The 20,968-nt window shown below is 34.9% G+C and carries 20 protein-coding genes and 1 pseudogene; 9 read left to right on the top strand and 12 right to left on the bottom strand.

Translation table 11 applies throughout. The features are described 5' to 3' along the window. Positions 1–12: 12 nt before the first annotated feature. Complete coding sequence (locus HHU08_RS07010; RefSeq protein WP_016204608.1) at positions 13–837, bottom strand: YitT family protein; 825 nt, start codon at positions 835–837, stop codon at positions 13–15. A 207-nt stretch (positions 838–1,044) separates the two neighbouring features. Between HHU08_RS07010 and HHU08_RS07005 the strand changes: the two genes are divergently transcribed. Together HHU08_RS07005 and HHU08_RS07000 are read left to right on the top strand one after the other, a co-directional pair. Beyond that, positions 1,045–1,905: a DegV family protein gene (locus HHU08_RS07005; RefSeq protein WP_101730338.1), complete on the top strand. Its 861-nt coding sequence runs from the start codon at positions 1,045–1,047 to the stop codon at positions 1,903–1,905. A 94-nt stretch (positions 1,906–1,999) separates the two neighbouring features. Beyond that, positions 2,000–2,131 carry a DUF3941 domain-containing protein gene (locus tag HHU08_RS07000; protein ID WP_081836758.1) on the top strand — a complete coding sequence of 44 codons (132 nt, stop codon included), beginning with the start codon at positions 2,000–2,002 and terminating at the stop codon, positions 2,129–2,131. A 407-nt stretch (positions 2,132–2,538) separates the two neighbouring features. Here HHU08_RS07000 and HHU08_RS06995 read toward each other — a convergent pair whose 3' ends face one another. Further along, complete coding sequence (locus HHU08_RS06995) at positions 2,539–3,417, bottom strand: CvfB family protein (protein ID WP_169188108.1); 879 nt, start codon at positions 3,415–3,417, stop codon at positions 2,539–2,541. Between the two features lie 200 nt (positions 3,418–3,617). On the opposite strand from HHU08_RS06995, the gene HHU08_RS06990 reads away from it, so the two are divergent. The 5 genes and pseudogenes from HHU08_RS06990 (at position 3,618) to HHU08_RS25890 (ending at position 9,120) form a co-directional block, all read left to right on the top strand. Further along, positions 3,618–4,112, top strand: a complete 495-nt coding sequence (locus HHU08_RS06990; protein ID WP_016204605.1) for a YajQ family cyclic di-GMP-binding protein — start codon at positions 3,618–3,620, stop codon at positions 4,110–4,112. Positions 4,113–4,252: 140 nt separating this feature from the next. Next, entirely contained in the window at positions 4,253–5,128 is an 876-nt protein-coding gene (locus tag HHU08_RS06985; RefSeq protein WP_169188107.1) for an SDR family oxidoreductase, read from the top strand. A 156-nt stretch (positions 5,129–5,284) separates the two neighbouring features. Beyond that, entirely contained in the window at positions 5,285–7,066 is a 1,782-nt protein-coding gene (locus tag HHU08_RS06980) for an alpha-glycosidase (protein WP_101730340.1), read from the top strand. A gap of 476 nt (positions 7,067–7,542) precedes the next feature. Then, positions 7,543–8,445 carry a DMT family transporter gene (locus tag HHU08_RS06975; protein WP_169188106.1) on the top strand — a complete coding sequence of 301 codons (903 nt, stop codon included), beginning with the start codon at positions 7,543–7,545 and terminating at the stop codon, positions 8,443–8,445. Between the two features lie 184 nt (positions 8,446–8,629). Continuing rightward, positions 8,630–9,120: pseudogene (locus HHU08_RS25890) on the top strand (GerAB/ArcD/ProY family transporter). Between the two features lie 46 nt (positions 9,121–9,166). On the opposite strand, the gene asnB reads toward HHU08_RS25890, so the two are convergent. Beyond that, positions 9,167–11,014: an asparagine synthase (glutamine-hydrolyzing) gene (gene asnB / locus HHU08_RS06965; protein ID WP_169188105.1), complete on the bottom strand. Its 1,848-nt coding sequence runs from the start codon at positions 11,012–11,014 to the stop codon at positions 9,167–9,169. A gap of 240 nt (positions 11,015–11,254) precedes the next feature. Here asnB and HHU08_RS06960 point away from each other — a divergent pair, with 240 nt between their 5' ends. Continuing rightward, the gene (locus tag HHU08_RS06960; RefSeq protein WP_169188104.1) at positions 11,255–11,818 is read left to right on the top strand and encodes a DUF2777 domain-containing protein; all 564 of its coding nucleotides are present in this window, start codon (positions 11,255–11,257) and stop codon (positions 11,816–11,818) included. 445 nt (positions 11,819–12,263) lie between these two features. Here the strand turns inward: HHU08_RS06960 and HHU08_RS06955 are convergent, their stop codons facing one another. The 4 genes from HHU08_RS06955 to HHU08_RS25420 all read right to left on the bottom strand — a co-directional run bounded on the left by HHU08_RS06955 (position 12,264) and on the right by HHU08_RS25420 (position 15,076). Next, positions 12,264–12,821, bottom strand: coding sequence for a histidine phosphatase family protein (locus HHU08_RS06955; RefSeq protein ID WP_040344131.1), 558 nt, complete (start codon positions 12,819–12,821; stop codon positions 12,264–12,266). 21 nt (positions 12,822–12,842) lie between these two features. After that, positions 12,843–13,463 carry an NUDIX hydrolase gene (locus HHU08_RS06950; protein ID WP_169188103.1) on the bottom strand — a complete coding sequence of 207 codons (621 nt, stop codon included), beginning with the start codon at positions 13,461–13,463 and terminating at the stop codon, positions 12,843–12,845. Positions 13,464–13,890: 427 nt separating this feature from the next. Continuing rightward, positions 13,891–14,880, bottom strand: coding sequence for a Gfo/Idh/MocA family protein (locus HHU08_RS06945; RefSeq protein WP_016202046.1), 990 nt, complete (start codon positions 14,878–14,880; stop codon positions 13,891–13,893). 70 nt (positions 14,881–14,950) lie between these two features. Beyond that, the gene (locus HHU08_RS25420) at positions 14,951–15,076 is read right to left on the bottom strand and encodes a hypothetical protein (RefSeq protein WP_263479751.1); all 126 of its coding nucleotides are present in this window, start codon (positions 15,074–15,076) and stop codon (positions 14,951–14,953) included. 166 nt (positions 15,077–15,242) lie between these two features. Here HHU08_RS25420 and HHU08_RS06940 point away from each other — a divergent pair, with 166 nt between their 5' ends. Then, positions 15,243–16,097: a MurR/RpiR family transcriptional regulator gene (locus HHU08_RS06940; protein WP_169188102.1), complete on the top strand. Its 855-nt coding sequence runs from the start codon at positions 15,243–15,245 to the stop codon at positions 16,095–16,097. Between the two features lie 161 nt (positions 16,098–16,258). Here the strand turns inward: HHU08_RS06940 and HHU08_RS06935 are convergent, their stop codons facing one another. The 5 genes from HHU08_RS06935 to HHU08_RS25885 form a co-directional block, all read right to left on the bottom strand. Further along, complete coding sequence (locus HHU08_RS06935) at positions 16,259–17,905, bottom strand: hypothetical protein (protein ID WP_169188101.1); 1,647 nt, start codon at positions 17,903–17,905, stop codon at positions 16,259–16,261. After that, complete coding sequence (locus HHU08_RS06930) at positions 17,902–18,690, bottom strand: ABC transporter ATP-binding protein (RefSeq protein ID WP_016202042.1); 789 nt, start codon at positions 18,688–18,690, stop codon at positions 17,902–17,904. Before HHU08_RS06930 ends, HHU08_RS06935 begins: the two co-directional genes overlap by 4 nt. A 285-nt stretch (positions 18,691–18,975) precedes the next feature. Next, on the bottom strand, positions 18,976–19,737 hold the full coding sequence (locus HHU08_RS06925) for a class I SAM-dependent methyltransferase (protein ID WP_169188100.1): 762 nt from the start codon (positions 19,735–19,737) through the stop codon (positions 18,976–18,978). Between the two features lie 163 nt (positions 19,738–19,900). Continuing rightward, the gene (locus HHU08_RS06920) at positions 19,901–20,110 is read right to left on the bottom strand and encodes a hypothetical protein (RefSeq protein WP_169188099.1); all 210 of its coding nucleotides are present in this window, start codon (positions 20,108–20,110) and stop codon (positions 19,901–19,903) included. Between the two features lie 318 nt (positions 20,111–20,428). Then, positions 20,429–20,566, bottom strand: coding sequence for a GNAT family N-acetyltransferase (locus tag HHU08_RS25885; RefSeq protein WP_224427415.1), 138 nt, complete (start codon positions 20,564–20,566; stop codon positions 20,429–20,431). Positions 20,567–20,968: the final 402 nt, after the last annotated feature.

Below are 20,968 nucleotides of genomic sequence, written 5' to 3'. Positions count from 1 at the left end.
ATGCTTCCTCCTTTATGCTTTTCTAAAGAAACCGAGTACTGCTGTTGTCTGTACAACATTGGTAAATGCTTGCGGATCAACTTCCTTAATGACACGTTCCAAATCAAATAATTCATACCGAGTCACTACAATCATTAGCATTTCCTTTGGCTCATTAGAAAATGCTCCACGAGCAGGCAAAATCGTAATTCCCCTCACTAATTTTTCATGAATTGCAACTTTTAGCTCATCTGTTTTCTTTGTAACAATCATCACCGTTAATTTTTGGTGGGCTGTATGTATCGTATCAATCACTTTTGTCGCTGCATAAAGATTCACTAGCGTATATAAAGCTTTTTCCCAACCGAACATGGCTCCAGCTGTGATAATAATAGCTCCATTCAGAATAAAGAAATAGGTACCGACGGGCTTATCTTGTACACGTGAGAGAATCATGGCGATAATGTCCATGCCTCCAGTTGATGCCCCCCACTTCAACGTTAATCCAACCCCAACAGCCGCAATGACACCGCCAAAAACAGCATTTAACAAAATATCATGGGAATAGCTATGGACTGGAATTATTTCCATAAACAAAGACATAAAAACAACACTTAAAAAACTAAAACACGTAAATGATTTTCCCACTTTGATCCAACCAAGAATCGCAATTGGCACATTTAGGATAAATAATAAAATCCCGGTAGAAATAGGTGTTACTTTTGATACAAGCTGTGCGACACCAGCAAATCCGCTTGCGTATACATCAGCAGGTATTAGGAAAAAATTCATGGCGATGGCATTTAAAAGTGCCCCAAAAATAACGACAATTAATTTTTTTGTTAATAACCAATACATAAGTATCCTCTCCAATACGATATATAGTAATTTTTACTATTTTAACTGTTACTATTCATTGTTTTTTCCTGCAAAGTTTTATAAACTACAAATAAGTATGCCTTGTTTTAAAAAAACAAGGCATTTTTACAGAGATTATCGTTATTTATCATAACAGTACTCCAATTACCATATGTTTTTATAAAAAAAGAAAGAAGTGAAATGAATATGACTTTTAAAATCCTAGCAGATAGTGCAAGTGATTTACCTCTATCCTATTATGAAAAAAACGAGGTTTCACTACTACCGCTAAAAGTTAACCTAGACGGTAAGGAATATGAGGATTTGAAAACAATAGAACCACTTACTGTCTACAATGCTATTCGCAGTGGACAAGTTCCAAAAACCTCTCAAGTTTCTCCTGCATTATTTAAAGATATTTTTACAGAATTAGCACAAAATAATGATAAAGGTGTTTATATTGCTTTTTCTTCGCAATTATCTGGAACCTACCAAACAGCAGTAATGATATTAGAACAAGTAAAGGAAGAATATCCTGATTTTGATTTAACGATCATTGATAGTAAATGCGCATCATTAGGTGCTGGATTAGTGGTTCAAGAAGCGGTAAAATTACGCGATCTAGGTAAAGACATAAGTGAAATTATACCACGCCTGCAGTTCTTATGCGAGCATATGGAGCACTTATTTACAGTAGAGGATCTAGAATATTTAGCAAAAGGCGGACGTGTTTCAAAAGCCTCTGCATTTCTTGGTGGGTTATTAAATATTAAGCCTTTATTACACGTTGAAGATGGGAAGCTTGTCCCTCTTGAAAAAATTCGTGGCAAAAAGAAACTTCTCCGCAGAATGATTGAGCTAATAGAAGAACGAGGAGATAAGTTGGATCAACAAGTGTTTGCAATCAGTCATGCCGATGATGAAGCGACAGCTTTAGAAGTAAAAGAAATGATTGTAGACAAATTCCAACCAAAAGATGTGTTCATTTCATCAATTGGCGCATCTGTTGGTTCTCATACTGGTGCTGGAACAATCGCTATTTTCTTCTTAAATAAACTACCTGAATAAATACGTTAAGTTAAAAAGAATAAAATTTACTCCTTTCACTCATACTAACAATGTTCTAATAGAACAAAAGCTGACGTTGAAAGGAGTATTTTTTATGCCACATACTTCTGATAATGATAAAAAAGCCAAAGATAATAATGCATTGCGTCATGAAAAGAACATGATGCGTGAAAAAAACCGCAAAAACGGCAAACATCAGTATAGTAAAAAAACAGATCACCTGTAAGAACAACGGAGATCGGAATGCTAATATAGGAACTGCCTGATTTTTAAGGCAGTTCTTTTTTGGCACTGCCTCTGGGTAAAAAGTTATCGAGGTTATTTCTCTGTTACCTTTTGGTGCTTCCTTTTGCTGAAACGGGCTCTGATGTGGATTCTCTGTTACCTTTTGGCTTCCTTTTTTGATGAAATGGGCTCTGACGCGACTTCTCTGTTACCTTTTGGCTTCCTTTTTTGATGAAATGGGCTCTGATGCGACCTCTCTGTTACCTTCTAGCACTTCCTACGTCTGAAAAAGGCATTGAGATAAACCTCCCTATGCGTCTTTAACTTTCCAAGCCTTTTCTATAATTAAAAAGGCATCCCAAAGATATAAATACTTTGAAATACCCCATTACCCAACCTATATTTGGATTAGTTTTGACTGTCTTCCTTTAAATACGTCCATCCTTCTTCTTGGTAGACTTTATTTTCCTTCATTAGCTTTCCAAGCGCCCGTTTGAAAGATCCTTTACTTAAATTAAATCGTTCTTTAATATCCTCTGGCATGCTCTTATCTCCATAAGGCATTGCACCCTTTCGAGTAATTAAATAATCTAGAATTAGTTGGGCATCTTTATCAAGCGCTTCTTCTTTTCTCGGTAATAATGATACATTTACCGTACCATCTAGCTTTACATCAATGATACGACCGTTCACCTTTTCTCCTAATCTTGGTTCCTGGCCTCTCTCTGATTCATGGATAAATCCTTTAAAGCCTTCCGCTGTATAAATCCAGCTACCAACCTTTGCTGTTCGATAAATATAGCCATGGATGTTTTTATTAAAATCCGCTCTTGTCGCTTTTGTTGCCATTTCTTCAATGATAGGATCTGTAGCAGGTTTAACATATAAGTAGTTGTTCTTATTTACCTTTAACGTAATATAAAGCATATCCCCAACTTCTGGCCAAACCTCTTCATGAACCGGTAAATCATCCTCGCCTAATAGCATGTCCTTTTTTAAGCCTATATCAAAGAAACAGCCGATTCCCTCTTTGCGATCCGTTACCTTTACCCAATCATACTTCCCGACTGCGATGGACGGAATAAACGTACTCGAGCACGCTCTTCCTTGTGAATCACTATAAATAAAAACGCGTACTTCATCGCCCTCTTCAAATTTCTGATCAGTTTCACTAAAATGCAAAAGCACATCCTCGTCTTCCTCTTCTAACGTCAAAAAGTACCCGAAAGATGCTATCCTAGCCACTGTTAATATTTCTACTCGTCCCATATAATCTCTTAACGACATTTGGTTTCCTCCTTTAATTCTTGTCTATTTCAACTTTACTCTATATTCTGCCATCCTAATTATTCCCTTATTTACGAATATTCCATGCCTAAAGTTGTTACAACTGCTTAATTTTACTATAATACAAGCATAAAAGAAATTGGATTTACTACAGACTTACTTATAATTCGTATTAAATTCCAATTAATCAGGAGGTAAATATGGCAAAAGAAAGTTCATTTGATATTGTATCAAAGGTAGATTTTTCAGAAGTAACGAATGCTGTCCAGCTGGCGATGAAGGAAATTCAAAATCGTTATGATTTTAAAGGAAGTAAAAGCAATATCACATTAGACAAAGAGGACTTAGTGCTTGTTTCAGATGATGAATATAAATTGGAACAGCTAAAAGATGTACTTATTAGCAAAATGTTTAAACGTGGGATTCCTATCAAAAACTTAGATTATGGCAAAATAGAAGGTGCTTCAGGTGGTACGGTTCGCCAAAGAGCGAAATTGATACAGGGCATTGATAGAGACAATGCAAAAATAATAAATGCATTAATTAAAAATAGTGGTTTGAAAGTGAAAACGCAACAACAAGACGATCAAATTCGTGTAACTGCTAAAAGCCGTGATGATTTACAAAAGATTATTGCTGCTGTTAAAGACGAATCAAAAATTACAATTGATGTGCAGTTTGTCAATTATCGCTAATAATAAAGGGTGGGAACCATTTGGGTACCATCCTTTTTTACCTGCACTCCTTATCAAACAACCCTATTTTTACCATGTTTATTTCAACTGATTTGGGAAAAATAAGTAAACATGCACAGAATATAGAAGGAGTGATTGAAATGGCTAACAATAATAACGAACAAATTGAACAAACATTTCCCCCTCAACATCAAGAACAACAACCAGGTATTCAAACTGAAATGAATCCTATTCCGAAAGATGTAGATCCCTCTTATAAGGGATCTGAAAAATTAAAAGGAAAAGCGGCAATCATCACTGGTGGTGATAGCGGAATTGGCCGTTCTGTTGCTATTTACTATGCAAAAGAAGGTGCTGATGTTGTAGTAGTATACTTAGATGAGCATGATGATGCAAATAAAACAAAAGAATTAGTCGAAGCAGAAGGAGTAAAATGCTTACTGCTTGCTGGGGATATTGGTGATGAAAGCTTCTGTAAAGAGGTGGTAGAAAAGACCGTTTCAGAATTTGGCAAGGTTAATATTCTCGTAAATAATGCTGCAGAGCAACATCCGCAATCAAGCATACTGGATATCACGTCAGAACAATTAGAGAAAACATTCCAAACTAATATTTTCTCTATGTTTTATTTAACAAAAGCCACTCTTCCACATTTCCAAGAAGGCGATACGATAATCAATACAACATCGATTACTGCCTATAAAGGGAATGAAACATTAATTGATTATTCAGCTACGAAAGGAGCTATTACTGCCTTTACTCGTTCCTTATCAGGTTCTCTAGCTGGACAAGGCATACGAGTTAATGGTGTAGCACCAGGACCAATTTGGACACCACTAATTCCTTCTACCTTTGATAGTGAACAAGTGGCATCTTTTGGAGCAAATACTCCTTTTAAACGTGCTGGTCAACCTTGTGAACTTGCACCAGCCTATGTATATTTAGCTAGTAATGATTCCACTTATGTTACTGGACAGGTCCTCCATGTTAATGGTGGTACAATTGTTAACGGATAATTTTCGATATAGTAAATGTAAGCCGCTCGCTCCTCTATTTTGCGAGTGGTTTTTCCATTAATAAACTAATTTTCTTTTCTCCCTTTTAAAATCTTTCTTAACTGTCAACACTATTGGCAAAAAGATATAGAAAGATTACAAAGGGAGTGTGAGAAAATGATTGATTTAGCCTCTATCTATCATCGCAGCGGAGATAATTATTGTTATTTACAAAATGGAGATACCCTCCATATCCACATTCGAACAAAAATAGCAAATGTCAAAGAAATAGAACTAATCTATGGGGACCAGTACGAGATGATTGACTATCATTGGGTATCTCAGCGCATAACAATGGAAAAAAGCGGATCTGATTCCCTGTTTGACTATTGGCATTGCACAATTACCAATAAAAAAAGAGTCCGCTATGGCTTTATAATAAGAGATAATGAACAACAAATAACCTATACAGAAAAAGGATTCTTTCCTTTTATCCCAGAAGATGCTGGCTATTATTTTTGCTTACCTTATCTTCATCAGAAAGATGTTTTCACTCCCCCTTCTTGGGTATCCACAACTGTCTGGTATCAAATTTTTCCGGAACGATTTCGCAATGGAAATAGCTCCTTGAATCCAGCGGATATTGCTCCTTGGGGGCAAGAGGAGCCAGGATTGTGGAATTTTTTTGGCGGTGATTTTCAAGGGATTATCGACTCTTTAGACTATCTTTCTGACCTTGGCATAAATGGTATTTATCTTACTCCTATTTTTCACGCAAAAAGCAATCATAAATACGATACCATTAACTATTTAGAAGTAGATCCGCAATTTGGCGATACCGAAATGCTCAAACGTCTTGTAAAAGAATGTCACGAGCGTGGAATTCGAGTAATGCTTGATGCCGTATTTAATCACTGTGGTTATCAATTTCCACCATTTCAAGATGTTCTAAAAAACAAAGACAATTCACGCTATAAAGACTGGTTTCATATACATAAATTTCCTTTAAAAGAAAATGACACATTAAATTATGAAACATTTGGCTTTTATGAAACAATGCCAAAGTTTAATACAACAAACCTAGAAGTAAAGGATTATTTATTACATGTAGCACAATATTGGATAAAAGAATGTGATATCGATGGCTGGCGCTTAGATGTTGCCAATGAAATTGATCATGATTTTTGGAGATCCTTCCGTTCCGTCGTTAAAGATCTAAAACCTGACCTCTTTATATTAGGAGAAATTTGGCATGATTCTTTACCATGGCTAAGAGGTGATCAGTTTGACTCCGTTATGAATTATCCATTGCTAACAAAAGCGTTACAATTTTTTGCTTATGACATGATTTCTTCTCAACAATTTATGGAAGAGATGACAACCACTATACAGTCCTATCCAGATACAGTGAATAAAGTATTATTCAACATTATTGGCAGCCATGATACCCCACGGATTATGCATGAATGCAGTTATCGCAAAGAACGTGTAAAACTTCTGTTTACCTTTCTCCTCACTTACCCTGGGACTCCATGTATTTACTATGGAGATGAAATTGGGTTAGGCGGGGGCAGCGACCCTGGATGTCGAAAGTGTATGCCATGGAACTCAGACGAACATGACGAAGAATTAAAAGGCTTTGTTAAGCGATTAATTCAAGTCCGTAAACAAAGTTCCTTTCTCATTAATAATGGCTCTTTTTACTTTTTGTCACAATCTGACTCTTGTTTAGCGTATTATACAAAAAAAGACGATGAAATCCTTTTAACAGTTATAAATAAGAGTGATATGGAAGCACAATTTCTTCTTCCCTTCCCATTACGAGGAAAAAAAATATCCCTTTTATTAACAGAGGAAGAATATGCTGCTGAATCAGATGATCTTGCAGTAATTCTGGGACCATATGAATGCAGCATCCTTCGTTTCGATATGAACTATGAATTTATCCATGCAAGGTAAATAACAAAAGCAACTAGAGATTTAAAGATAAGTATTCCAGCCAAAGATAAATCCGAACAATTATACGAAGATACTAATAAAAGTTCCGTATAATTGTTTGGTTTTTTATTTGTTTTTAAAAGGATGTTTCCATGAAGTTTAGTGCAATTCCCCGCAGCCGGAATACACTTCGCTTTCCGTGGACAACGCTTGAGCCTCCGGGGTCTCAGACTCTCTCGCTAATCCCCCGTGGCGTCTACGTGTATTCCGGCTGCTCTGTTTTCCCAACTAATTATATTTCCTCTTGTAAAAAGTATGCGAAAGCAGCCGCTATTTACTAGCTAAATTAGATATTGTTCGTCTTGACAGAGTATCTATTTAGTTATGTCCCAACCTCTCTTTTTTCCAACAAATGAAAAATAATGATTGTTTCCTGCTGCTGAACGTACTATATTTACTATTATATCAAATTGTTTGAATTGTCAGGGGGAAACAAAGTGAATCAGCAATCATCAAAATCTATTGGACTTCCATTACTTATCTCGATTATCGCTATCTCGTTTTCTGCGATTTTCGTAAAATGGTCGGAGGCTCCTGCCACTATTTTAAGTATGTATCGAATGTGGCTTGCATGTCTTATTATGATTCCTATGGTATATATTCATAGAAATGATTTTAAAAAACTAACGAAAAAAGATTGGTCGTTCTTATTTTTTTCAGGTTCTTTTTTGGCTTTACACTTTGCTCTCTGGTTCAGTTCTCTAAAGTTTACTACTGTAGCTAGTTCTACGATTATCTTGGCACTGCAGCCTATTGTATCCCTTCTTGGCGGATTTATTTTCTTTCGTGAAAGAACTACTTCTGCAGCGATTATGACAATGGGAATTGCTATCGTTGGCGCTATGATGATCGGATGGGGAGATATTGGACTAGACAGCAATGCAGTCATTGGAGATATTCTTTCCTTTTTGAGCGTGATTGCTGTAGTTGGTTATTTATTAATCGGTCAAAATATTATTAAAAAAATGACCCATTGGATATATACCTTTACCGTTTTCTTTTTCGCAGCTTGTTTGTTAACCATTTATAATCTAATAGTTGGTGAAACATTGACAGGCTATTCTGGAAAAGAATGGGGTATTTTCGTATTGCTTGCCATTGTGCCGACACTTGCACATGTTATTAATAATTGGTTACTTAATTATGTTAATGCAACAACTATCTCTATGAGTATCCTAGGAGAACCCGTTGGGGCTACGCTTTTAGCTGTTTTACTTTTAAACGAGCGGTTAATCCTTGCTCAAATCATAGGCGGATTACTCGTTTTGTTCGGCGTCTTCTTTTTCTTACTACAAAAGCAGCATAAACCTGCCATTACGCAAGAAAAAACAATAGGATAGATTATTATTAAAAATCAGTGGACATAATCCGCTGATTTTTCAGTGTAAACAAGCAGCTATCTATCCATTAATAAAGGAAAAGTTCTTTACGATCGAAACTACTCTTTCTTTTTTTGAATATTCCTGGTAAATTGGCAAATACTACTTTAAGCATATACATATTTCCAATTAGGAGATTCCTTTCATGCTAAAAGAAAATCTATCTTTAAGCCAGTTATTTGCTATTATTATTGGATTTAATCTGGGCACTACCCTTGTAATTGTACTTGGTATTTCCGCAAAAGAAGATGCGTGGATCGCCGTGCTGCTTACCACCGCTATCGGCATATTAATCGCCTCTTTTTTTCTCAATCTAAACGAGTTAGTGCCTTCAAAAAATTTATTTGAGATTATTGAATTTGGATTTAATAGAGTTATTGCTATTCCAATAACGCTAATCTATACCCTGTATTTTTTTATCTTGCCTCTAGAACCATTAGAGATTTTGGAGAATTAACGTCTACCTTTATCCTACCTTTGACTCCGATTGAGGTCATTGTGATTACGCTAATGGTTATTATAGGCTATATTGTGTATTTAGGTATTGAAATACTAGGACGGACAACGGAAATATTTATTCTATTAATCAAGAAGATTAAAAGGAAAGATAAGGCTAAACTACATGAAAATCCCTAGCTAGCATGAACATTCTCATACTAACTAGGGATTTCTTTGTATTATTTTACTCTACAACATTGATATTATAATCTTTAAACCAATAATGAATTTGTACTAAGTGTGCGAGTAGCTGTGGACCTGTCATCAACTGACCAAACCACGGCTCTTTAAATGCAGAGCCTTCTGTTTGAATAATTTCTGCGAGACGTTCTTTATCAAAGAATTCATATAAAGCAGAGCTCTTATCTGTTAAAGCAGTTTTTAACATATCTGTTACTGTTTTTGTGTAAATAGGATTATGTGTTTTTGGATAAGGGCTTTTCTTGCGATATAATACTTCATCTGGAAGAATTCCTTCTAACGCTTTTCGCAATAATCCTTTTTCCCTGCCCATATAATTCTTCATTTCCCATGGTACATTCCACACATATTCTACTAAGCGATGGTCAGCAAATGGTACACGTACCTCTAGGCTTGCTCCCATACTCATTCTATCTTTTCGCTCCAATAAAGTGGTCATAAACCAGAGCTGATTAAGATAAAATAATTCTCGGCGTTTTGCATCTTCTTTGTTTTCTCCAGCTAATTTAGGTGTCTCTGCAATTGTTTGGTTATATTTATCCATCATATAATCTTTTAATTGCAATTTATCGCTCCATGCATTTTTCAATAGCTTTTGTCGTTCTTCAATCGATCTCATCCACGGGAAGCCTTCTCTTTGCAAATCCGCCTCTCTCCTAAACCATGGATAGCCACCAAAAATTTCATCTGCACATTCGCCGGATAAGCTCACAACAAAATCTTTCTTTATTTCTCGACAGAACCATAATAAAGAGGAATCCACATCCGCCATCCCCGGCACATCTCTTACCGTTACCGCCTCATGCAAAAAGGCAGCTAATGTCTCTTGGGTGATCACACAATTATGGTGGATGGTTCCAAAAGTGTCCGTCATTTTTTGGATATAAACGCCATCTGAATTTGGCTGGAACTCATTTGCTTTAAAGAATTTATCATTGCCTTCATAATCGATGGAATACGTATGAAGCGGTCCTTTTCCCGTTTTCGCATATTCCATGGAAGCAATGGCTGTAATAGCACTGGAATCCACACCACCTGAAAGAAAAGTACTTAATGGTACGTCTGATACTAATTGTCTTGTAACAGCATCTTTAAAAAGGAAACGTACTTTTTCAACTGTTTCATCAAATGTATCTTTATGTTCTTCACTTTTTACATTCCAATACCGCCATACTTTCAGCCCATCCTGTGTAAACTTTAATGCATGCCCTGGACGAAGCTCTTTAATGCCTTTAAAGATACCACTTCCTGGTGTGTGAGAAGGCCCAAGAGCAAACACTTCTGCTAACCCTTCTCTATCTAGCTCTGTTTTCACATTCGGATTTGCTAGCAATGCCTTTAATTCAGATCCAAAGATAAAGCTAGTTCCAACTTCAGCGTAAAACAACGGTTTAACCCCTAATCGATCTCTTCCAATGAATAAGGAATTGCGTTTTTCATCCCAAACGGCAAAGGCAAATATTCCATTTAAGTATTCGAGGCAATCTTCTCCCCACTCTATATAAGAAGTAAGTAAAACTTCTGTATCAGAATGACCTTGAAATGAATATCCTTTTATTAGTAATTCTTTTCTTATGTCTTCCGTATTATATAACTCACCATTGTAACAAATCGTGTAGTGATAACCCTGTTTTTCTTTTGTCATTGGTTGAATACCATTTAACGGATCTACTACCACTAATCGTTTATGACCGAATCCTGCATGCAGTGTAGTCCAAACATTTGTATCATCTGGGCCTCTTTTGGCCAACGTTTCTGCCATAGCTGATAATACTTCCGACTCTTTTCTTAAGTCTTTTTTGTAATCAGCCCAACCTGTTATTCCACACATGATTATCATCCTTTCTTTCGTGGAACTTATGATTAGATACCAATCAATCAGTATGGAGTATTCTATGCCCTAAAAATAAAATGGTTATTTGTCCATATGAAGTTTATCTAATGTTCCATTTTAAAAAAGAAAATTAATCGTTTTCAATCTTTTAAGGAAGGAAAAAGAAGGATTAGTTATAAAATTTTGTTTATCTGTCTAAAAAGAATTTATGGGCGTGTAATCTTTGGGAGGTTTACAATGAACAATCAGCACAGATCAAAACTAATTGAATTTCAAACGCGTGCCTTTACAAAAGGGACAGTTGAATATATAAATAATCAATGGATTTTTTTCGATGAAGAAACAGAAGACGCAGCTATGCTTGATGAATATTTACATCAAGAAATTGAAATTCTCATCTTAAATCGTTGGCGAAAAGGAATTCTACTTGAGGAGGGCAAAGTAAATGTTTCTAGTTCCATCCACTTTCTAGAGCATGAAGATCCAATTCGCATAAGAAAACATCTAGTATTTGCCTTAGAAGAATTATTAGATGATTTAAGTGACGATAGCTTTTATCAGTTTATTACTACGTTAAATTCGATGAAGTTCTCCATTTATGATTGTATATATTGTTATAATCACCTTACCTTTTTAAAGGATGAAAAGCGGAAGAGTGGTGTAAATATGATGATTTTTGATAATGAGGAGGGACTCTGTAGCGTTAATCATCATTTCTTTTATAATGAAAAAAGCACCGACCGTTTTGAATTCACCTTAAATACTGGAAAACGAATGATTGTGGAGAAGCTTTCTTCTTGAAACATTTCCTATCCATTTTTAAAACTGTCGACAGGATGAACTGCCGACAGTTTTTTATATCAAATAAGTGTTTTCGTTGTCATTATTTCCATCCAAAAAACAACTTCTGTTCATTTCGGCCACGAATTTCGAAAATAGTTCTCTAACTATCTACATGCACTTTTGCGATCTCTTTGGCATCCTCCCCTTTTGCTTTTCTAATAATCATATATACTCTCCTTTTTCTCCTTATATATGGAAGGATTTCTTCCCTTCCCATTCCTTAAACCAAGTTACTTCAAGTCCAATTGATCCTGTTTGTATCCACTCTACTGCCTTTCATACAAGTGGAGAAGCATTATCTATGGATAGTTTATCTAAATTTTCTTATGAATAACTAACAATCTATTATTTTCTATGTAAATTCCATATACACCAAAAGGTAGATGAAAATTTTTCTGTTCGCTCACATGTTATTCCTCCAGATTCGGTTTACAGTTATCTTCTCTTGATTGAAATGGACCTGAAGAACATCTGGATTCGAGAGCTCTCTCCATTCTTTAAAACATACTGTTTGATCAAAATATTTCCATATCAAAGAAAGCAAGTTTCCATGAGTAACAATTGCAAAAGTCGTTTCCTTTCTATACATACACTCTTTTATAACAGTGACGCCTCTTTCCATTGCTTGTCTACTAGACTCTCCACCTTCGTATACGATGTCTAGGTTTGTAAAAGATTTTTCTAATAGCAAGAGCCACTCATCCAAGTTTTTGTCACTAAGCTTTCTCTCGATTAAACGTTCATCTTTATGGATCGGCAGCTGAAGCCTTTCTGCTAAAGGTTGAATTGATTTATAGGCACGCAAATATGTACTGGATAGGATATATTGAATATTCTTTTCTTCGAGAAAATCTGCTAGTTTAACAGCCTGTTTTCTTCCATTTATCGTCAGTTCAGCATCTTCATTTTGTCCTGTCGCCTCACAATGACGAATTAGATACATGGTTTTGTTTTTATTCATTTTTCTCTCCTTCTCCCCCATTTACAAGTTCTCCTTTAAAGCTTGCATTAATCGATTGTAATAAGAAATAGGATGTGGCGCAAAATTTTCTCGTCCAACTTGTCGCTGAATCATTTCTCGTTGTCCACTTTCCTTCCTTTCATATCCAACAACTTCGATTAGCTGTTCCGTTCCTTCCCATAATGCATAGAAATCTTCCAATCTAGTCGATACAATTCCCGCTACTTCTTCTTCCTGTAATTGAAACTCATCGAAACCTATGTTTCTTTTATATAAAAAAGTATGGGCAAATTCCTTGTCCAAAAAGTTTCCATTGTTCATTTCATAATTCAACACACCTAAGTAAATTAACTCCTCCATTTTCGCATATATCCCAATCTCTTCTTCCATCTCTCTTATACCATCTACAATCTCTTCATGTGCTAGCAAATGACCCGCTGCCGTAATATCTAAAAGATTGGGATAATCCTTTTTCAAAGGACTTCTAATTTGTAAATAGAGGTACAATTGTCCATCCTGTTCAGATACAATCCAACAATGAAAGGTTTCATGCCATAATCCCTTTTCATGAACTTCGCTGCGGGTTGCAATACCGATTTGTACTCTCTTTTCGTCAAATACTTTTAATTGCTCTTCTTCCATGATGTTATCGCTCCTCTTATATTCTTTATAATAGAATCCTTCTTTATTTACTAACCATTATGAGTTAAATCTCCTTAATTTTGTATACTTTTATATCTCCTTTTCATAAGTGCAATATTAATGGGCTTAACTATTACCAATGAGGAAACACCTTATAAATAGACATTCTAGAAAATGATAAATTGAAACTTCCATCAGTGGGGTTTTCCTTCCTCCCCCACTGATGGTAAGTTGAAACAATCAGACCTTTGTGGACAGTTGATCTCCCACCTATCTTCCTCGTATTCTCATAAGCTTGAGGGGGGAAAGTCTTACTGTCCGTTAAGAGTGGGATATAAATACCTGTTTTATCTATATATCCATAAAGGTTGGACTAATGACTAAAAAGAGTCCTCTATTAATAGAAGACTCCATTCTTACCTATATTTTATAATTCATCGGCAGCAAATACTATTCCCGCCCTTTTTCTAGCAACTGTAATAATCTCCATCACCTGAAGGCTATGTTCTAGTTTTTTCAACATTTCACTTTTATTTTTCTCACGAATTATTCTTTCGAATGCGACAAATTCTTCGTACATTCGATGTGTATGCTCATTTTTATTCATATTTTCAACTACTTTACTAGCAGTACTAATTGTAAAAGAATCAAGACTATTAACAGGTCCATTAACTGTTAAGAAGCCATTCTCTCCTTGAATAGTAGCAAATGATTGACCCATACTATCTTTAGATCCGATACAGACCGCTTTAAAGCGATCATATTCTAAAATCAAGACTCCAGAAGTATCAATTCCCTGAGACAGATTTGGATAATACTGTACACCGTTTGGTTTCCCAAATATCCCTACAACAAAATGAATATTATAACTATTAATATCCATTAATGCACCACCTGACATCTCAGGATTAAAAGCCGGTAAGATATTGCCTTCTTTAAAGGCATTGTACCGAGATGAATATTGAGAATAATTTACTTCTACAACCTTTACATCACCTAATTTAGGTAACAATTCCTTTATTTGTGAATAGTTTCCTCTATATTGATTAGTAATTGCCTCTATTAAATAAAGATCGTTACTTCGTGCGATACTTTCCAATTCCTTTAATTCATCTAAGTTAGATGTAAAAGGCTTCTCACAGATAACATGTTTTCTAGCTCCTAATGCTAGTTTTGTATAGGAATAATGAAGATGATTTGGTAATGCTATATAAATTACATCTATTTCAGTATCAGCAAGCATTTCTTTATAATCTACATATATTTTTTTGATAAGATATTCTTTTTGTAAAGATAATAAGAATTCTTTTTTAGCTGGTCTTCCAAAAATCGCCACCAAGTCTATTTGGGGTATAGATTTAAACACAGGTAATAAATCCTGAACAATCATTCCTGCTCCCACTATTCCAAGTTTCATTTCATTTACATCCTTTCATTCCCTCTTCTAAAATTGCCAATTGTAATAGTGTTTCGTCATCTTTTATTATTTATTCCTCCCGATGTATGATAGTATAATAAATTGTTTTCACCTTTATATTTTCTCTTTGTAAAGCAAAAGGAAGGTGATACCGATTTGTACTTTTACCATTTCTTATATATCCAATTGTTAGCATAAAAATACTCCTTTTTATCCTCAATGAGTTTATTATAGGATGGAATAATAGAGAATTCCATGTAAGGATCTTGATTTAACGGATTTAGGATAAAATGTTCAAGACTTAACCTAAAATAAAGCTGTTTTGATGAACAAAATGTTCAATTTTAAAGGAGTTTGACGGTTTGTTGCTAGAACAAATTGCAAATAGAACGGATTATACTGCAGCAGAAAAAAATATTGCAAAATATATATTGGAGAATGCTAACTTAATTGAGAGAATGACAATCCAAGAGTTAGCACAAAAAACATTTACTTCACATACTTCTATCATTCGCTTTACTCAAAAATTAGGGATGAAGGGCTTTAAGGATTTTAAGATTATGCTTGTTAAATCTATCGAACAGAAAAACCATGTCTTATCTGAAATTAATCCCAATATTCCTTTTGAAAATGAAGCTTCCCTTATGAAGATTAGTCAAGATATGATGTATTTAACTCAACAGTCAATCAAAGAGAGTTACGAATTATTAAATGAAATATCACTGTTTAAGATGACTAAGTATCTATACAAGTCAAAACGAATCTTTATGTATGCTGTAGGGGATTCCCAAATTCGGGCAGAAAGTTTTCAAAATAAACTTTTAAAAATAAATAAATATGCAATAATTGCAACGGCTCGTAATGAATTTGCCAACAATACTGTTAACATTGATATAAATGATTGTGCCTTCTTTATTACTTATGAAGCTAAATCAAAGGATGACTTAATTGCTGCTCGTATATTAAAAGAGAGACAGGTGCCAATTTTATTACTTACAGCCTTTCCTGAAAGTAAACTAGCCAAAATGGCTGATGTTGTTTTAACCATACCAGCTTTAGAAAAAAAAGAAACATACAAAATAGCTACCTTTTCATCACAAGTAGCTATTGATTATGTACTTAATGTGTTGTTTTCCAGCTTATATCAAATTAATTACTCACAGAACATAGAACACCAAAGAAAAAGTACGGAATTAATCGATAGCTTTCTTTTTTAAAAGATAAGAAAAATCCCTAGTCTAAATGTGTTGCTATTTTAAACTAGGGAGGGATTAAAAAATAAACATTAAGCGAGGTCTATTTCTTTCTCCACTTTCCATTCTCCTCATACAAAAATTGGGTATATACAAATTATTCTCAAGAATCCAAGAACTAACTTTTAGTAAACACTATTTGTAGCACTTTGTTTACTTTTCATTTTCCTCCAGGACAGAAGGTTAACAAGGAAAAGCAACAGACCGTATATATAAACACCAAAAGGAAGAGATATACTGATATAATGGATACCCGCCAAAATCGGCAGAGGGATCAACAGCAGAAACAATCTCCAGCTTTGCTGGTTCCCACCTGATTCAAAAGACATGGAAAAAGGGATTTGTTTATCTAATAATTGATAGCAAACAATAGCATAAAAGAAAGCAGATAGAAACACTACTAATAAATCAGGAATAATTCTTATTCCAAACAGAAACACAAACACTATACTTAATAAAAAATAAATGGGTAAATATAATTTAATTATGACCGCTTTTAACGAACCTTTATAATAGGCATAAAAATCTGAAACTGGGAGTGTTGTAAAAATCCATGCTCCTTTATATTTTCCTGAATACCTCAACATAAAAATAATCGTCGGGATATTAATCATTGTAAAATAAATCGTTAAATAAGAAGAACTTGTTCCAAATTCGATTTCCTCAAAATTTGTGCCACTATAAAGAAACAAAAAGGGAATAACGATGGAAAAACCTAATGACGGATAAACCTTTAGTTTAAAATCTCTTTCCTGGCTAATCATTTGTCCTGTAAAATCATAAAAAGCCTTTTCTTCCCTGCTTTTTATAAAAAGTGATAATAGCCATTTTCTAAACTTTGAAACCTTTCTTTTTTTCGCTTTACTTTGGCTCGTCAATTTTTCTAAGTTTTTCTCAAAAACAGGAATTAGCTTCCCATAAATATTAATCGCGATAATTGGTAAAACAAGAGCGAGAGTGGCGAGAAGTATCATCATCTTTTCGGTATTCCCATTCAAAATCCATTCATACGGACCTGCAAACCACATTGGAATGATAAAAATATGCCACCAATGTACTTGATACACAATATTTAAATCAACAAACTCAAAGCTTCGAATAACAAGCTGATACCCTACCATAATAACGATAGACAAGCCAATCTGAACATAGTTGATTATATCCTTTAGTTTTTCTCCATCAAAAAAACGCAGAATAGTCATGTATAGTAATGCTGTAATAACAACAATAAATAAGTTGGCTAAAACAAGAAGAACAACCGTTATTAAGAAAAAGACAATGCCTTGTTTTATGAGACTTACGACTAACGGAATAAAGGTGATCGCAATTGTTAGTTGAGACAGATAAATCATTATATGTACCACTTTTGCTGCATTGATTGTTCGCCTATTAATTGGTTTCGTGTGTACAATATGCTTGTCGCGAACATCCAATAATACAGCAGAAAAATCTGAAATCATAGAAGTCATAACGAGAAATAAAATAATTCCAAAAGAAATACTCATTTGAAAAAGGTAGTTGTCACCGAATGCCATAAACGGAATAAGAACTAATCCCATAAAAGCATATAACCATAAAGATTTTATATAGGCATATTTATCTTCTTTCTTTTCTTTTTTCTGATTAGACTGTGAGAAGATGGTTGGTAGTTTGCGTTGATCCATCATAAGTTTTACTTGAAGAATGGCCCTTAACACCTCATAATCGATGCCTAATTTCTGAAAAAAAGCTTTAAAGCGATCAAGAAGTTTTAATACCGTATAATCTGTCATGATTGCACCTCTTGCACAACGGATACGAAGGATTCCCCAATTTCTCTATGATTATGAAATCCTGTAAGTTGATTAAAGATACCTTCTAAACTTCCTTGTTCATTTTGTGTCTGAAGCTCTTTGAAGCTTCCATCTACCACAATCTTTCCCTCATTTAATAAAATAATTCGACTACTTATCTTTTCTACAACATCCATAATATGAGAAGAATAGAAGATTGTTTTTCCAGATGATGCGAGCTGTGCAAGAATTTCCTTAAATATCATCACACTATTAGCATCTAGCCCATTGATTGGTTCATCTAGAAATAAAATATCAGGGTTATGTAAAACACTAGAAATAATTAATAGTTTTTGCCGCATTCCTTTTGAATAAGAGGATATTCTGGAATGATAAACCTCACCAATTCCAAACAGCTCCATTAATCTTTGCGCTTTTTGATCAACAAAATCTGCATTCATCCCATATAATTGGCCTATAAAGGTTAAATACTCATAGGCAGTTAGATTATCATACACCTCTGCTATCTCTGGTACATACCCAATTCTCCGCTTATACTCGATTGAATCTTGATTAATTTCTTTTCCGAAAAGTTTTACTTCCCCTTCATTATAACTTTCAATCCCAAGGATAATTTTAACGGTGGTGCTTTTTCCAGCTCCATTCGGTCCAATATAACCAATAATCTCCCCGCGTGAAACATGAAGATCAATCCCTTTTAAAACCTCCTTTACACCATAGTTTTTCCGTAATCCTTTTATTGTAATGATTTCTTCTGTAGCCATTGCTTTTCCTCCCTTATAGACTTTTCTGTCTCTATTATTCTAAAAAGGAAAAAATATCCTTTCTATCCATTGTACCATTCCTCTTTACAGCATTTGTAATATGTTTTTATATTCGATAAAAACCATGTTAAGAAAAATTTCATTAGCAGGGCTTTTTCCTCATTCCCCGCGAGTTTCAACACCTAGCTTTTCGACCAAATCTTGAGCTGGATCGTTAAAAGTGGGATAAAAAAACTCAGCAAAAGCCTTTAAGGCTTCTAACTGAGTTTCTGTTATTATTCTCGTTTATTTACATTTTACCTTCATATAAAAGCGAGATTGGGTAGCATCCAAGTATCCCACTTCTTCTAAATGCTGATAAAGCCGATACAATGCATCTTGGTATTTTTCTACGCTAAAATCTGGAATTTGCCAAGGAATCGCTTTTAAATAGAAAAGAACTGAGCCCAAGTCATAAAATCGCTGTGTAGGAAACTCCTCTCTTTGCTCTAGAATCTCCCATTGGTCAATAGAAAAATTCTTGAGAGCTGATTGAAGATTCCACTCCTTAAATTCAGAATTAACAGCAACTCCAAACCAGTCATTTAACTCCTTGCAATCCCAGCCACCTACTTGCTGGGTGATAAAGATTCCATTCGTCTTTATTATCCTTTTTAACTCCTTTACAGAGTATGATTCATGCCTGTTAATTATTAAGTCGAAGTGATTATCTGGAAACGGCAAATGCTCATTATCAACAACTTCATATACTTTGACTCCTAAAGGTTCTAACTTCCTTTTCGCAATCGGTACATTCGGTTTATAGCCTTCTGTTGCATAGACGGTTGGTGGATAGTACCCCTTTAATAGAGAAAGAAACTCTCCGCCACCAGTACCCATATCCAATATAGCAGTAGCTCCCTGCATTGCGGAGATCACTTTACTACCATAAGACCAGGAAAGCAGGCTGTTTTGGATTCTCCCTGTATCATAGATGCTCGAAAAATCCCAGCCTTCAAACTTCTCGTTTATTTCCTCTAAATACCTATGAAAATTTGAATCTTTCACTTTTTATTCCTCCTCTATTTTCTCTTTTCCTACAAAAGATAGTGGATAGTGGAGGGCCTCTGCAATAATGATTTTATATTTCATGTTCCAGTAATCTCATATCTTCGCATCCTCTCAAGCTTATTTATATAACCATTGTTGTATACCATTTTTCCTATCATTCTTAATCGAAAAAATAACGATAGTAGGTAATAAAGGTAACGAGAATACTAATAACGATAAATAAAATAAGTCCAATAATTATTGGCGAAATCCGGAAATGAAAAGGACCAATTCCAGCTTCCTCCCATGTCCAGCCGGCAATGTTTGCATTGAAGGTTGCATTGGTTTGATGAATATATAGACGAAAAAGATAAACAATTCCAAAAAGCAAAAGACTGCCTAATAAGATGGTGTCGATAAAGTGAAACTTCCATCATTGGGGGTTTTTCTTCAACCCCCACTGATGGTTAGTTGAACCAATCGGACCTTTACGGACAGTTGATCTCCCACCTATCTTCCTCGTATTCTCATAAACTTGAGGGGGGAGTCTTACTGTCCGTTAAGAGTGGGGTAAAGTTCCATCCTAATAAATAGGATGCAAACCATATTATCAATGTTTCGACTGTTAAAGTTGCTAAAATTATATAGATACTTTTCATGCAAATCCCCTTATCATTTTTGCTCATTACTAAATCTGTTATTTGAAAGTTTAGTTTTTTTGATACAGATGAATAGCTCTTGTATTATGTCCAAGTATATGTAATGAAAGTTTCTTTGCACCTAAAGTTTGAACGTATTTTCCCAATGTTAAAAGGGCTGCTGTTCCATATCCTTTATCTCCATAAATAAGTACCTGCCTTCCACAGACAGATACTTATTTAACTACCTTTTTTACTTACTACATATCTCTAATAGTGTCATTCGTTAATCGCACGAGGCTACCACTTGGCTCAAAAATAACAGAAATTAATAAGGTAAGAGGCAGAACAACCACATATAAAGTGAAACTTCCATCAGTGGGGGTTTCCTTCCCCCCCCCACTGATGGTTAGTTGAACCAATCGGACCTTTACGGACAGTAGATCTCCCACCTATCTTCCTCGTATTCTCAGAAGCTTGAGGGGGGAGTCTTACTGCCCGTTAAGAGTGGGATAAATATCCTTTAACTATTTTTCGTATCAAGTGTTTCAGCTCCTTCCTCATCAATTTTGGAATCTATTTCCTTTATTATACACCGTTTTTTATTTTTT

The organism is Niallia alba (genome assembly GCF_012933555.1).
In the GTDB taxonomy this organism is placed as follows: Bacteria; Bacillota; Bacilli; order Bacillales; family Cytobacillaceae; genus Niallia; species Niallia alba.
Note: the sequence above shows the minus strand (reverse complement) of the source record. Positions and strands in the feature narration are given on the sequence as shown.

Bases quoted from the DNA above. Each gene is read 5' to 3' on its own strand.
- HHU08_RS06980 (WP_101730340.1), top strand. From the start codon at position 5,285: ATGATTGATTTAGCCTCTATCTATCATCGCAGCGGAGATAATTATTGT.
- HHU08_RS06945 (WP_016202046.1), bottom strand. From the start codon at position 14,880: ATGAAACTTGGAATAGTGGGAGCAGGAATGATTGTTCAGGATTTATTA.
- HHU08_RS06935 (WP_169188101.1), bottom strand. From the start codon at position 17,905: ATGACAGATTATACGGTATTAAAACTTCTTGATCGCTTTAAAGCTTTT.
- HHU08_RS07005 (WP_101730338.1), top strand. From the start codon at position 1,045: ATGACTTTTAAAATCCTAGCAGATAGTGCAAGTGATTTACCTCTATCC.
- HHU08_RS06960 (WP_169188104.1), top strand. From the start codon at position 11,255: ATGAACAATCAGCACAGATCAAAACTAATTGAATTTCAAACGCGTGCC.
- HHU08_RS06990 (WP_016204605.1), top strand. From the start codon at position 3,618: ATGGCAAAAGAAAGTTCATTTGATATTGTATCAAAGGTAGATTTTTCA.
- HHU08_RS06950 (WP_169188103.1), bottom strand. From the start codon at position 13,463: ATGGAAGAAGAGCAATTAAAAGTATTTGACGAAAAGAGAGTACAAATC.
- HHU08_RS07000 (WP_081836758.1), top strand. From the start codon at position 2,000: ATGCCACATACTTCTGATAATGATAAAAAAGCCAAAGATAATAATGCA.
- HHU08_RS06985 (WP_169188107.1), top strand. From the start codon at position 4,253: ATGGCTAACAATAATAACGAACAAATTGAACAAACATTTCCCCCTCAA.
- HHU08_RS06995 (WP_169188108.1), bottom strand. From the start codon at position 3,417: ATGTCGTTAAGAGATTATATGGGACGAGTAGAAATATTAACAGTGGCT.
- asnB (WP_169188105.1), bottom strand. From the start codon at position 11,014: ATGTGTGGAATAACAGGTTGGGCTGATTACAAAAAAGACTTAAGAAAA.
- HHU08_RS25420 (WP_263479751.1), bottom strand. From the start codon at position 15,076: ATGCTAACAATTGGATATATAAGAAATGGTAAAAGTACAAATCGGTAT.
- HHU08_RS07010 (WP_016204608.1), bottom strand. From the start codon at position 837: ATGTATTGGTTATTAACAAAAAAATTAATTGTCGTTATTTTTGGGGCA.
- HHU08_RS06930 (WP_016202042.1), bottom strand. From the start codon at position 18,690: ATGGCTACAGAAGAAATCATTACAATAAAAGGATTACGGAAAAACTAT.
- HHU08_RS06955 (WP_040344131.1), bottom strand. From the start codon at position 12,821: ATGAATAAAAACAAAACCATGTATCTAATTCGTCATTGTGAGGCGACA.